Below are 13713 nucleotides of genomic sequence, written 5' to 3'. Positions count from 1 at the left end.
CCCGCGGCAGCGCGCCGGCGCTGTCGTGAGTGGGCGTGGGGACCGTGCGTCCTAGACTTGACCCTCGTGGTCACCCGTCTGTCGCACTTCTTCCTCCGCACGCTTCGTGAAGACCCCGCCGACGCGGAGGTGACGAGCCACCGGCTGCTCGTGCGCGCCGGCTATATCCGGCGTGCCGCGCCGGGCGTGTTCACCTGGCTGCCGCTCGGGCTCAAGGTCAAGGCGAAGATCGAGAAGATCATCCGCGACGAGATGACGAGCGCCGACGCGTACGAGGTGCACTTCCCGGCCCTGCTGCCGCGCGACCCGTATGAGGCGTCCGGCCGCTGGACCTCGTACGGCGACGGCATCTTCCGCCTGCAGGACCGCAAGGGCGCCGACTATCTGCTCGCACCGACGCACGAGGAGATGTTCACGCTCCTCGTCAAGGATCTGTATTCGTCGTACAAGGACCTTCCGCTGACGATCTATCAGATCCAGGACAAGTACCGCGATGAGGCCCGCCCGCGTGCCGGGCTCCTGCGCGGGCGCGAGTTCACGATGAAGGACGCGTACTCGTTCGACTACACCGACGAGGGGCAGGACGCCTCGTACCAGTCGCAGCGCGACGCGTACGAGCGGATCTTCCAGGCGCTCGGACTCGAGTACGTCATCGTCGCCGCCGACAACGGACTGATGGGCGGCGCCCGCTCCGAGGAGTTCCTGCACCCGACGGCCGTCGGCGAAGACACGTTCGTCCGGTCAGCGGGCGGCTACGCCGCGAACGTCGAGGCGTACACGACGACCGCGCCGGCGTCGATCCCCTTCGACGGCATCGGCGCACCGGTCATCTTCGACTCGCCGAACACCCCGACGATCCAGACGCTGGTCGACCACGCGAACGCGCACCTCGATGCTCCCGCGTCGGGGATCGCCGGCCCCGCAACGGACGGCGCCGCGGAGTGGACCGCGGCGCACACGCTCAAGAACGTCGTGCTCGCCCTGACCCATCTCGACGGCACCCGCGAGCTGGTCATCGTGGGCGTGCCCGGCGACCGCGACATCGACGACAAGCGCGTCGAGGTGGCCTTCGCCCCCGCGGCCGTGGAGCCCGCGACCGAGCAGGACTTCGAGAGGCACCCGCTGCTCGTCAAGGGCTACATCGGTCCGTGGTCCGAGACCGGGGCGGTGCTCGGCGAGGAGTCGGCGACCGGCATCCGCTACCTCCTCGATCCGCGTATCGCCGACGGCACGGCGTGGATCACCGGGGCCAACATCGACCAGAAGCACGTCCACACCCTCGTCGCCGGCCGGGACTTCGCCGGTGACGGCTTCGTCGAGGTCGCGAACGTCCGCGCCGGAGACCCGGCGCCCGACGGCTCCGGGCCCGTCGAGCTCGCTCGCGGCATGGAGATCGGGCACGTCTTCCAGCTCGGGCGCTTCTTCGCCGAGACGCTGGGTCTCAAGGTCCTCGACGAGAACGGCAAGCTCGTCACCGTGACGATGGGCTCGTACGGCATCGGCGTCACCCGCATCCTGGCGATCATCGCCGAGCTCAACAACGACGACAAGGGCCTCATCTGGCCGCCGTCGGTGGCGCCGTTCGACGTCCACGTCGTGGCGGCCGGGCGTGAGGCCGTCATGTTCGACGTGGCCGAGAAGCTGTCGGCCGATCTGGAGGCATCCGGCCTCGATGTGCTCTACGACGACCGGCCCAAGGTGTCTCCGGGCGTGAAGTTCGGCGACGCCGAGCTCGTCGGCGTGCCGAGGATCGTCATCGTCGGCCGTGGCGCCGCCGATGGCCAGGTCGAGGTCTGGGACCGCCGCACCGGCGAACGCGAGGTCGTGTCCAGCGCGGACGCGGTGGCGCGCCTGACGGCACGCTGAGCCTCGTCCGACCTTCGGGTCGGAACGGTTGATCCGGGCGCTCCGCTCGCGTCCGCCCGCACACGGACGGGACATGGCAACGTGGAGGCATGAACCACAGCGCCGCGGTGCCCCCTGAAGTGACCGAGGACATGCGGGGGATGCTCGCAGATGCCGGGATCACCGACAACGCCGATCTCGTCGCCCGCATCCTCGCGACCGGGATCGGGCTGGGCCTGGACCGCGCCGACCGGCTCGACCTGAAGATCGCGAGCGCGGCGCTCACCGAGATGCGCGCGGCGTTCCAGCTGTTCGCGCCGTACGAGGACCTGCCGAAGGCGACGATCTTCGGCTCGGCTCGCACCCTCCCCGACGACGCGCTCTACCGTCAGGCCTCGGAGGTCGCCGCCGCGCTGGCCGCGAGCGGGTGGATGGTCGTGACGGGCGCAGGCCCGGGGATCATGCAGGCGGCGGCGGAGGGAGCGGGTGCCCACAACTCGCTCGGCGTCTCGATCCGGCTGCCGTTCGAGGAGAAGCCGAACGCGATCGTCGGCGAGAACGCGCGGAACGTCACCATGAAGTACTTCTTCACGCGCAAGCTCATGCTCGTGAAGGAGTCGAAGGGCTTCGTGTGCGTGCCCGGCGGGTTCGGCACGCTGGATGAGATGTTCGAACTGCTGACCCTGCAGCAGACGGGAAAGGCCGACCCGACGCCGATCGTGCTCCTGGACGCCCCCGGTGGAAGGTTCTGGTCAGGACTGCGCAGCTTCGTCGACGATCACCTGCTGTCGTCGGGGGTCATCTCCGAGGGCGATTTCGATCGCGTCGTGGTGACCGACTCGGTCGAGTCCGCCGTGGCCGCATTGACCGGCTTCTACCGCAACTATGACTCGCTGCGGTGGGTCGGCAAGCGCCTGGTGCTGCGTCTGAAGAGCGAGCCGACGGATGCCGAGGTATCGGCGTTGAACGCCGAGTTCGGCGCCCTGCTCGCAGAGGGCCGCATCGAGCGCCGCGGCCCGCTCACGATCGAACGTGAGGACGACGACCGTGTGGAGCTGCCGCGCCTGGTGCTGCGGCTCAACCAGTTCCGCGTGGGTGAGCTGTACCGCCTGATCGCGGCGGTCAACGCGCTGGACTCTGCACCGCCGGCCTGATCCACGGCGGCTGAGGCCGCGGCATCCGTCCCGGGAATGAGGTCGTTCTCATGCGTCCGTCGTCGGCTGTTCACCTGCGGTTCCGGTGAGCGTCGCCGCACGGGGCGAGGCTGACGGCATCCCCGGCCGACGCCGCCATGCCTGCAGAGAGGACCCTCGTGAGCATCATCGAAGGATTCCGCCGTTCCCTTCCCCTCGCCGACCACGCGCGCGGCAAGCGCCTCGCGGCGACGTGCCAGTACAAATGCGCGAACGCGTGCCTCGGGCCGGAGTGCAACTCCTCGCACAACGAGACCTTCCAGGAGGTGGCCTCGGCTGCGCTGTCGCGCCGTGCGCTCCTCGGGCTCGGCGCGGCCGGGGCGCTCGCGATCGCCGTCGGCGGTCTCCGCTCGCAGACGCCGCTGTCGGCGCCCGGCTCGGCGGGCGTCGGGGGAGCGGGCGCGGCATTCGCTCGCCCCGCCGGCGGCAGCCTGCCGTTCGACCCCATCTCCCCGGTGAACCGGCTCGTCGACGAGTTCACGGTTCCGTCGGGCTACACCTGGCGGCCCGTCATCCGGTGGGGCGACCCCCTGTTCTCGAACGCTCCCGCCTTCGACATCGACGGCCAGTCGCCCGCGGCTCAGGCTCTGCAGTTCGGCTACAACTGCGACTACCTCGACATCGTCGCCGACCCGAGCGGCAAGACCGGCGTCCTGGTGACCAACCACGAGTACGTCAACCCCGCGATCATGTTCCCGCCGTCGTCCGACCCGGCTGAGCTCCAGCGCCGCGGCGACGTGTTCAAGGCCGCGCAGGGCATGTCGGTCGTCGAGATCCGCCGCAAGCGCACGGGTGAGCCCTGGTCGTATGTCGTCGGTGGCCCCCGCAACCGCCGGATCACGGTCGAGACCGTCTTCGAGCTGACGGGCCCTGCGGCCGGGAGCGACCTGGTGAAGACCGCGGCCGACCCCGAGGGTCGGTGGGTGCACGGCACGCTGGGCAACTGCGCAGGCGGAACGACCCCGTGGGGCACGATCCTGTCGGGCGAGGAGAACTTCAACGGGTACTTCGCGTGGGCAGCGGACACCCCGGCTCAGAAGCGGTACCAGGCGTCCGCCTCCACCTCGACGTCGACGGGATGGGAGAAGTACGACCCTCGCTTCGACGCGCACAACCCCGACTTCGTCAACGAGCCCAACCGGTTCGGCTACATCGTCGAGATCGACCCGCAGGATCCGACGTCGACGCCCCGCAAGCACACCGCGATGGGCCGGTTCAAGCACGAGGGCGCGAACGTCATCGTCGCGGAGGACGGCCACGTGGTCGCCTACATGGGCGACGACGAGCGCAACGACTACCTCTACAAGTTCGTGTCGAAGAACAGGATCTCGGGTTCGCGCAAGAAGAACCTGCAGCTGTTGAGCGAGGGCGACCTGTATGTCGCGAAGTTCTCGGGCAACTCCCCGGCCGGCGAGATCCTCGGCACCGGAGCGCTTCCCAGCGATGGGCTGTTCGACGGCTCCGGCAGCTGGCTCCCGCTGACGCAGAACGGGCAGAGCGCCGTGCCCGGCTTCACGACCGAGCAGGTCCTCGTCCACACGCGTCTCGCGGCGGATGCGGTCGGCGCGACGAAGATGGACCGTCCGGAGGACGTCGAGCCCAGCCCGAAGACCGGCAAGGTGTACCTGGCGCTGACCAACAACTCGGCTCGCTCGGCGGCGACGCTCGACGAGACCAACCCGGTCACCGGCAACCGCTACGGGCATGTGGTGGAGCTGACCGAGACGGCGGGGCAGTCCGGCACCACGTTCGGCTGGAGCATCCTGCTCCTCTGCGGCGACCCGGCGACGTTCGCCAACTCGTACTTCGCAGGCTTCCCCAAGGAGCTCGTGTCGCCGATCTCGTGCCCCGACAACGTCGCCTTCGACTCGTCGGGCAACCTCTGGATCTCCACCGATGGCGCGCCCAGCACGATCGGCTACAACGACGGACTCTTCCTCGTACCGCTCGAGGGCGCCGAGCGCGGCCACGTGCAGCAGTTCCTGTCGGTGCCGCGTGATGCCGAGACCTGCGGGCCGGTGATCCACGACAAGGAGGGCCTCGTCTTCGTCGCGGTGCAGCACCCCGGTGAGGACGGCACGTTCGCGGCGCCGACCTCGCTGTTCCCTGACTACGGCTCGACCCTGCCGGGCGCCGTGCCGACGGCGCCGCGCCCGTCGGTGGTCCAGGTCTACCGCGCCTGACCGGCCGCCGCCGAGAGCGCCGCGCCGCCTGACCTCAGGCGGCGCGGCGTCCGGCTCCGGTCAGCAGCTGACCTTGCCGTGCGACATCGTGTCGTCGGGCGTGTCCTTGGTCACCAGCGACTTGAGCATTCCCGCGGCGGTGACGAGCTTGCCGTGCCGCGGCTCCCAGAACTCGCACTCGACCGGCGTCACGCGCAGCAGCACGATGCCGGGGGTGTCCAGTCCGTCCTCGAACCAGATGTCGAGGTCGGGGGAGTAGAGCTCCTTCATCTTCGCGTCGTCGCGGACGACCTCGGCACGCCCTGCGACCGACACGTACCGGTGACCCTTCGGGTCGAGGTACGACAGTCCGACGTCGTGCTGCGGGTCGGCCTGCGCCTCGGCGACCTTGCCGGTCCCGGCGAGGGTGAAGAACCAGATGTCGCCGGCGTCGTCCATCTGCCGTGTGCTCATCGGCCGACTCACGAGATTGCCCGCGGCATCCCGGGTGGTGAGCATCGTGAAGTCGATGTCCTCGACCAGCTCCTTGACCCGGGCGATCGCCTCCGGGCCGGTGACGAGATCTTCTTCTGCGTGTGTCATGCCCTCAGACTCGACGATGTCGCGCATGTCCTCCAGGGCATTGACAGCACGGATGCCGCGCCTCAATGGATCCCCTGCCGCCCGGGTCGCCGCTGTCCGCGTTGTCACATCCGCGCGACGCGGGCCCGCACGACGGTGAAGATCCCATAGGCGATGAAGCCCACGCCGACGATCCAGGCGAGCCATGGGCCGAGCGGCAGGGCGAGCAGCGCGTCAACCGCGCCGTCCAGCCCACCGGCGGTCTCGGCGTCCGTCGCCACCGCGGCGATGACGAGCAGCACCCCGACGATCGTCAGGGCGACGCCCTTCGCGACGAAGCCGACGACCCCGAGCGTCGTGAGCGTGCGTCCGCGCTTGCCGTCCGGGATCCGCACGCGCGTGCGGAAGCTCCGCATGACGCCCATCACCACGAACGAGATCCCGCCGATTGCAATACCGAGGCCGATGAGTCCCAGCAGGATGGGTCCGCCAGGCACCTCCAGCAGTCCCCGGCTCGCGCCCTCTGCCGCCTCCTCGGCGTTGGGTCGCGCGCCCATCGCCACCGCCGCCGAGATGAGGCCCAGCGCGATGAAGACCGCCGCCTGCCCCCATTCGGCCATCCGTCGGCCCCACTTGCGCGCGGCGCCCTTGGCGTCGCCCGATCGGTCGCGCGCGAGGAGGCCTTCGGCCGCGTGCCACACGCCCAGCGCCCACAGTCCGACCGCGATGAGCCACAGGACGACGAAGCCGGCGGGGGCGCCTGCCACCGCCTTCATCGCGCCCGCCTGGTCGCCTTCGCCGCGCCCGCCCGCGGCGAGCACGATGACGATGACCCCGATGAGGATGTGGATCACGCCGTTGGCGACGTATCCGGCGCGGGCCATGGCCTCGAAGACGGCGCTGGACTCCGCCTCGCGCGCCAGCTGCTTCGCGTTGGCTTTCACGCCCTCACGCTAGACCCGTGATCGCGCGGAAGGCGGGGGTTGACGCGGGTCCGGCGGGATGCGATGCCGACCACGACGGTTCGCCGCGCGCGGTGCGGCCTCAGGGTGCCATCGGCGGGCGCACCTATCATGGGGCGGATGATCCGCGAGGGCCGTCGACAGCTCCCGTCCGGATGGAGCGTCGTGCCGCGACTCGTGCGCGGAGCTCCTCCGGCGGTGCTCGTCGTGGTGGGCGCGCTGTCGCTGCTGGTCGGACTCCTCATCGTGACGCGGCCGCTCACCTCGCTGGTCCTGCTCACCGTCTATGTGGGGCTGAGCGCCATCTTCTCCGGCGTGGCACGGATGTTCGCGGCGCCCGAGACGGCGCTGTGGTCCCGCGTCGGATTCGGCGTCGTGTGGATCGCGCTGGGCCTGGCGATCCTCCTCGGCCTCGGCCGTACCCTCGAGCTGCTCCCCGAGATCATCGCGGTGCTTCTCGTGCTCGGCGGTCTGGCGTCGATCTACGACGCGGTGCGGCGGGGGAGTGTCAGCCAGCGGGTGCTCGCCGGCGTCTGGGGCGGAGCGCAGATCGCGTTCGGCATCCTGTCGTATGCCTGGCCCGACGTGACGGTGCTCGTCGTCGCGCTGATCTTCGGCGTGCGGACGGTGATCTTCGGTGCGTCCATGCTCGTGCGTGCCGTGCGCGCGTTCGTCGAGGGCAGACGCTCGGTCCCCGCCACCGGTGAGCCCGCCGGGCCGGTCCCGGCGAAGACGCACGCGTCGGCGCGAGACGTACCCGACCTCACGGGCGCGGCTTCCGCCGCGGCAGAGTCGGCGCCTCCGGCCGCGGCATCCGTCTCGGCCGCAGCTGCGGGTGCCCCGAGGCGGCGTCGCGCCCGCGCGGCGTGGCTGGCCGCCGGCCGGTACGCCCTCTCGGCACTGCTCGTAGCGCTCGCCGCCGGTGGCTGGTGGGCGAACGCGTGGTTCGAGGACGGCGCGCAGGTCGTGGACGCCTTCTACGACCCGCCGGCCGTCGTGCCGTACGAGCACGGGCAGCTGATCCGCACGGACGACTTCTCGGGGCAGAAGCCCTCCGGCGCCGAGGTCATGCGCATCCTCTACACGACCCGCGACGCGAACGGGCAGCCCGCGGTGGCGAGCGCTCTCGTGATCGTGCCGCAGCAGGCGCCGCCGGGTCCGCGACCGGTCGTCGTCTGGAACCACGGGACGACCGGCGTTGCCCGTGGCTGCGCGCCCAGCCTGCGCGACGCGTCCGCGACGAAGTGGGCGATACCGGGCCTCGACCAGGCGCTCGCACGCGGGTGGGTCGTCGTGGCGTCCGACTACTCCGGCCAGGGCGCGCCGGGCGTCTTCCCCTATCTCATCGGGCGCGGCGAGGCGCGCTCGTCACTCGACGCGGTGCTCGCCGCAGGCGAGCTGGACGGCCTCACGCTGTCGAGCCGGACCGTCGTCTGGGGACACTCGCAGGGCGGACACGCGGCGCTGTGGACGTCGCAGATCGCCGGCGACTACGCCCCCGACCTCGACATCCGGGGCACGGCGCTGCTCGCACCGGCCGCCGAGCCTGTCGAGCTGGCCGAGGAGCTGACGAGGGGCGATGCCAATGCGCTGCTGTCCATCCTCATCTCGTGGGTGCTCGTGCCGTATGCCGACACCTACGACGACGTGGAACTCAGCGACTACATCGCCCCGGGCTCGGAGGCCATCGTCCGCGAGATGACGCAGCGGTGTCCCTCCGAACCCGGCGTCGTCGTGTCGGTGGCGACGGCGCTCGGCGTCTCCGAGGACCGCCCGCTGTTCGAGGGCGACCTCACCACCGGCGCCCTCGGCCGTCGTCTCGAGGACAACACGCCGACGGGGCCCTGGGAGCAACCGATCCTCATCGCCTGGGGCGACGAGGACGAGGTCATTCCACCCCACCTCCAGCACGAGTTCGTCGAGCGGCTGTGCGCGCAGGGCGATCAGGTCCGCAGCCTCGAATACCGTGGCTACGACCACCTGCGCACCCTGCTCCCGGGCTCGCATTTCGTGCCGGTGCTCATCGCCTGGACAGACGCGCGGTTCCGTCACGCCGACACGCACGTCGACGACTGCCCGACCGACTAGGCGTCTCAGAACCGGCCCCCGGGGCGACGTTGGCCGCGCCCTCCTTCGAGCACCCCCAGCCACGCGCAGCCGTGCATCGGACTCCCAGAACCGTGCGCCGCGGCATCGGGTAACGTTGTAGGGTTCCGGCGCGCGTCGACGTGCCGGTGAGAGCTGAATACGGAGGCCACTGTGGACATCGATCTCGGACTGCTGCGGACTGTCGAGCGCGAGAAGGAGATCCCCTTCGACGAGCTCGTGCGCATCATCGAACAGGCGATCCTGACCGCCTACGCCAAGCACACGTCGCCCACCGGCGAACTGCCTGAGGGCGCGCGCTCGGAACTGGACCGCAAGACCGGTCACGTCGCCGTGTTCATCCCCGTCCTCGACGACGAAGGCGCCGTCATCGGCGAGGAGGAGTCGACTCCCGAGGACTTCGGCCGCATCGCCGCGTTCGCCGCGAAGCAGGTCATCAGCCAGCGTCTGCGCGACATCGCCGACGACGCCGTGCTGGGCGAGTTCCGGGGCAAGGAGGGCGACATCGTCGCCGGCATCGTGCAGCAGGGCCCGAACCCCCGCATGGTGCACGTGGATCTCGGCTCGGTCGAGGCCATCCTGCCGCCCGAGGAGCAGGTGCCCAGCGAGGACTACGCGCACGGTGCCCGCCTGCGCGTCTACGTCACGTCGGTCGCCAAGGGCACGAAGGGGCCGCAGATCACGGTCTCCCGCACCCACCCGGGCCTTGTCCGCAAGCTGTTCGCGCTCGAGGTGCCCGAGATCCCCGCCGGACTCGTGGAGATCGTCTCGCTGGCGCGCGAAGCCGGCCACCGCACGAAGATCGCCGTCAAGGCGAACGACCCGTCCATCAATGCCAAGGGCGCCTGCATCGGCGAGCTCGGCCGCCGTGTACGCGCGGTGACCGAGGAGCTCGGCGGCGAGAAGATCGACATCGTCGACTACGACCCGGAGCTGGCGAAGTTCGTCGCGAACGCACTGTCGCCCGCGAAGGTGACCTCGAGCTTCGTCCTGGATGCCTCGAACAAGGCCGTACGAGCCCTCGTGCCGGACTACCAGCTGTCGCTCGCGATCGGCAAGGAGGGGCAGAACGCCCGCCTGGCCGCCAAGCTCACCGGTGCCAAGATCGACATCCAACCCGACAGCATCCTCGAGGAGGGCTGAGCGCCGCGTGCGGCGCGTGCTCCCAGACGCGAGGTGTACGATGGAACCTGTACGAACGTGCGTCGGATGCCGCACGCGTGCTCCCCGGTCCACTCTCCTCAGGGTGGTCTCCATCGATTCCGTCCTCGTCCTCGACGAGCGCGCATCGATGCCCGGACGAGGCGCGTGGGTGCACAAGACGCCGGAGTGCATGGATGCCGCCCTTCGGCGCCGTGCCTTCGTACGCGCATTGCGTGTGTCAGGCCCGCTTGACACGCAGACCATCGACCAGTACCTACAGCGAACAAAAGGCTGAACGGCTATGGAAACAAAGTGAACGGCTCGAAATGAGACCCGTCCGCGATTAACGGTCTGCCCTGCCTGGGTGGACCCAGACAGGAGAATTTGTGGCTGCCAAACCACGCGTGCACGAGATCGCTTCCGAGCTCGGCGTCGACAGCAAGGTCGCGCTCGAGAAGCTGAAGGCGCTCGGCGAATACGTCAAGAGCCCCTCGTCCACCATCGAACCCCCCGTGGCGCGCAAGCTGCGCGCCGCGCTCGAGGCCGACGGCGTCGGCAAGTCGACGGATGGCGCGCCTGCGGCGAAGCCTGCCGCCGCGTCGCCCGCCCCCGCGGCGGCGAAGCCCGGTGCGTCCGCGGTCAAGCCCGGTCCGGCCGTGAAGCCCGGCCCGGCGCGTCCGGCTGCCGCCCCGACGGCTCCCGCCGCTCCGGCTGAGCCCGCGGCTCCCGCGGCCAAGGCTCCCGCGGCCAAGGCTCCGGCAGCGCCGGCGGCTCCCGCGGCCCCGGCTGCGGACGCCCCTGCGGCTCCGGCTGCGCCGGCCGCACCCGGTGCCCCCAAGCCCGGCCCCGCTGCAGCGACGCCGCAGCCGCCGCGCCCGGGTGGCTCGTCGCGCCCCGGCAACAACCCCTTCGCATCGTCGCAGGGCATGGGTCAGCGTCCTGCCGGCCCCCGTCCGGGCAACAACCCCTTCGCGTCGGCACAGGGCATGGGCCAGCGCCCGAGCCCCGGCAACATCCCGCGTCCGCAGGCCCCGCGTCCGGGTGCTCCTCGCCCCGGCGCTCCGCGTCCCGGTGGCGCAGGTCGCCCCGGTGGCGGCGGTCGTCCCGGTGCGCCGTTCCAGCAGCGTCCCGGCGGTGCCGGTCGTCCCGGTGGCGGCGGTGGCGGTGGCTTCCAGCGTCCTGGCGGCGCTCCCGGTGGAGCGCCCGCGGGCGGCTTCGCGGGTCGTCCCGGCGGTGGCGGCGGTCGTGGCCGTGGCCCCGGCGGTGGCACCGCGGGCGCCTTCGGCAAGGGCGGCGGCAAGTCGAAGCAGCGCAAGTCGCGTCGGGCGAAGCGCCAAGAGTTCGAGATGCGGTCGGCGCCGGTCGTCGGTGGCGTCAACGTCTCGAAGGGCAACGGCGAGATCATCCGCCTGCGCCGCGGCGCATCGATCGCGGACTTCGCGGACAAGCTCGAGGCGCTGCGCGGGTACACCGTGCAGCCCGGCACGCTCGTCACCATCCTGTTCAACCTGGGTGAGATGGCGACCGCGACCGAGTCGCTCGACGAGGCCACCTTCGAGGTGCTCGGCGCCGAGCTCGGCTACAAGATCCAGATGGTCTCGCCCGAGGACGAGGACAAGGAGCTCCTCGAGGGCTTCGGTCTCGATCTCGAGGCCGAGCTGGAGGCGGAAAACGAGGAAGACCTCGAGATCCGGCCTCCGGTCGTGACCGTCATGGGTCACGTCGACCACGGTAAGACGCGACTGCTCGACGCCATCCGCCAGACCAACGTGGTCGCGGGCGAGGCCGGCGGCATCACGCAGCACATCGGTGCGTACCAGGTCTGGACCGAGCACGAGGGCATCGAGCGTGCGATCACCTTCATCGACACCCCGGGTCATGAGGCGTTCACCGCCATGCGTGCCCGCGGTGCGCAGGTGACCGACCTCGCGATCCTCGTGGTCGCCGCCGACGACGGCATCATGCCGCAGACGGTGGAGGCGCTCAACCACGCCCAGGCGGCCAACGTGCCGATCGTGGTCGCGGTGAACAAGGTCGACAAGCCCGACGCCAACCCGGCCAAGGTGCGCCAGCAGCTCACCGAGTACGGGCTCGTGGCCGAGGAGTACGGCGGCGACGTCATGTTCGTGGATGTCTCCGCTCGTCAGAACACCGGCATCCAGGAGCTCCTCGACGCGGTCCTGCTGACCGCGGACGCGGGTCTGGACCTCACGGCGAACCCGAACAAGGACGCGCGCGGTGTCGCGATCGAAGCGAAGCTCGACAAGGGTCGCGGTTCGGTCGCCACGGTGCTCATCCAGTCCGGAACGCTGCGGGTCGGCGACGCGATCGTCGCCGGCACGGCCTACGGTCGTGTGCGTGCGATGGCCGACGAGAACGGCGACGCCGTCGAAGAGGCCTTCCCGTCGCGTCCCGTGCAGGTGCAGGGTCTGAACTCGGTGCCGCGCGCCGGCGACACGTTCATCGTGACCGAGGAGGACCGCACGGCCCGCCAGATCGCCGAGAAGCGTGAAGCGGCCGAGCGCAACGCCCAGCTCGCTAAGGCCCGCAAGCGCATCTCGCTCGAGGACTTCACCCGTGCTCTCGAAGAGGGCAAGGTCGAGTCGCTCAACCTCATCATCAAGGGTGACGTCTCGGGTGCCGTGGAGGCGCTCGAGGAGTCGCTCCTCAAGATCGAGGTCGACGACTCCGTCCAGCTGCGGATCATCCACCGCGGTGTGGGTGCGATCACCGAGTCCGACATCAACCTCGCGACGATCGACAACGCGATCGTCATCGGCTTCAACGTCCGTCCCGACACGAAGGCGCGCGAGCGCGCCGCTCGTGAGGGTGTGGATGTCCGGTTCTACTCGGTCATCTACAACGCGATCGACGATGTCGAGCAGTCGCTCAAGGGCCTGCTCAAGCCGGAGTACGAAGAGGTCCAGTCGGGCGTCGCCGAGATCCGCGAGGTGTTCCGCTCCTCGAAGTTCGGCAACATCGCCGGTGTCATCGTCCGCTCGGGCACGATCACGCGCAACGCCAAGGCGCGCGTCATCCGCGACGGCGTGGTCCTGGCCGACGGCCTGGCCATCGAGTCGCTGCGCCGGTTCAAGGACGACGTCACCGAGGTCCGCACGGACTTCGAAGCCGGTATCGGCCTCGGCAAGTACAACGACATCCAGGTGGGCGACGAGATCGAGACCACCGAGATGGTCGAGAAGCCCCGCGGCTGAGTCCGCGTGACGTGATTCCGGATGCCTCGAATCGAGGCATCCGGAATCATCCCCTTAAGGAGCAATCATGGCCAGCGAACGTCAGGCCCGGCTGGGCGACCGTATTCGTGTGATCCTCGCTGAACGGCTCGAGAAGGGCCTGCGCGACCCGCGGCTCGGATTCGTGACCATCACCGATGTGAAGGTGACCGGCGACCTCCAGCACGCCTCCGTGTTCTACACGGTGCTCGGCTCGCCCGAGGAGCGCGAAGGATCCGCTGCGGCGCTGAAGTCCGCGACCGGGATGCTGCGCTCGGAGGTGGGCAAGCACCTCAACGTGCGTCTCACCCCCTCGCTCGAGTTCATCCCCGACGCGATCCCCGAGAACGCCGGCCACATCGCCGATCTGCTGCGCGAGGCGCAGGAGCGGGATGCCGCCGTGGCGGGTCTCGCCTCGTCGGCGACGTACGCCGGCGAAGCCGACCCGTACGTCAAGCCGCGCGAGCTCGACGGCGAGGACTGACTC

The 13713-nt window shown here is 70.2% G+C and carries 10 protein-coding genes; 8 read left to right on the top strand and 2 right to left on the bottom strand.

The genetic code is table 11. The features are described from left to right. Nucleotides 1-66: 66 nt before the first annotated feature. The 3 genes from MRBLMI12_RS18765 to MRBLMI12_RS18755 all read left to right on the top strand — a co-directional run bounded on the left by MRBLMI12_RS18765 (nucleotide 67) and on the right by MRBLMI12_RS18755 (nucleotide 5221). Nucleotides 67-1866, top strand: coding sequence for a proline--tRNA ligase (locus MRBLMI12_RS18765; RefSeq protein WP_363357751.1), 1800 nt, complete (start codon nucleotides 67-69; stop codon nucleotides 1864-1866). A gap of 89 nt (nucleotides 1867-1955) precedes the next feature. Further along, nucleotides 1956-2999, top strand: a complete 1044-nt coding sequence (locus MRBLMI12_RS18760) for a TIGR00730 family Rossman fold protein (RefSeq protein WP_349426977.1) — start codon at nucleotides 1956-1958, stop codon at nucleotides 2997-2999. 137 nt (nucleotides 3000-3136) lie between these two features. Beyond that, entirely contained in the window at nucleotides 3137-5221 is a 2085-nt protein-coding gene (locus tag MRBLMI12_RS18755) for a PhoX family protein (RefSeq protein WP_349426978.1), read from the top strand. A 60-nt stretch (nucleotides 5222-5281) separates the two neighbouring features. Here the strand turns inward: MRBLMI12_RS18755 and MRBLMI12_RS18750 are convergent, their stop codons facing one another. Then, on the bottom strand, nucleotides 5282-5803 hold the full coding sequence (locus MRBLMI12_RS18750; RefSeq protein ID WP_363357749.1) for a pyridoxamine 5'-phosphate oxidase family protein: 522 nt from the start codon (nucleotides 5801-5803) through the stop codon (nucleotides 5282-5284). 104 nt (nucleotides 5804-5907) lie between these two features. Further along, complete coding sequence (locus tag MRBLMI12_RS18745; protein WP_363357748.1) at nucleotides 5908-6726, bottom strand: DUF1206 domain-containing protein; 819 nt, start codon at nucleotides 6724-6726, stop codon at nucleotides 5908-5910. Between the two features lie 138 nt (nucleotides 6727-6864). Between MRBLMI12_RS18745 and MRBLMI12_RS18740 the strand changes: the two genes are divergently transcribed. The 5 genes from MRBLMI12_RS18740 to rbfA all read left to right on the top strand — a co-directional run bounded on the left by MRBLMI12_RS18740 (nucleotide 6865) and on the right by rbfA (nucleotide 13710). Continuing rightward, nucleotides 6865-8832, top strand: coding sequence for a lipase family protein (locus MRBLMI12_RS18740; RefSeq protein WP_363357747.1), 1968 nt, complete (start codon nucleotides 6865-6867; stop codon nucleotides 8830-8832). A gap of 171 nt (nucleotides 8833-9003) precedes the next feature. After that, on the top strand, nucleotides 9004-9993 hold the full coding sequence (gene nusA, locus MRBLMI12_RS18735; protein ID WP_349426982.1) for a transcription termination factor NusA: 990 nt from the start codon (nucleotides 9004-9006) through the stop codon (nucleotides 9991-9993). A gap of 40 nt (nucleotides 9994-10033) precedes the next feature. Continuing rightward, the gene (locus tag MRBLMI12_RS18730; RefSeq protein ID WP_331911325.1) at nucleotides 10034-10288 is read left to right on the top strand and encodes a YlxR family protein; all 255 of its coding nucleotides are present in this window, start codon (nucleotides 10034-10036) and stop codon (nucleotides 10286-10288) included. A gap of 91 nt (nucleotides 10289-10379) precedes the next feature. Next, a complete protein-coding gene (gene infB, locus MRBLMI12_RS18725; protein WP_363357746.1) occupies nucleotides 10380-13208 on the top strand; it encodes a translation initiation factor IF-2 in 2829 nt (942 codons plus the stop codon). Nucleotides 13209-13275: 67 nt separating this feature from the next. Next, a complete protein-coding gene (gene rbfA / locus MRBLMI12_RS18720) occupies nucleotides 13276-13710 on the top strand; it encodes a 30S ribosome-binding factor RbfA (RefSeq protein ID WP_349426984.1) in 435 nt (144 codons plus the stop codon). Nucleotides 13711-13713: the final 3 nt, after the last annotated feature.

Source organism: Microbacterium sp. LMI12-1-1.1 (assembly GCF_040676455.1).
GTDB lineage: Bacteria > Actinomycetota > Actinomycetes > Actinomycetales > Microbacteriaceae > Microbacterium.
This window is presented reverse-complemented; position numbering and strand designations above follow the sequence as displayed.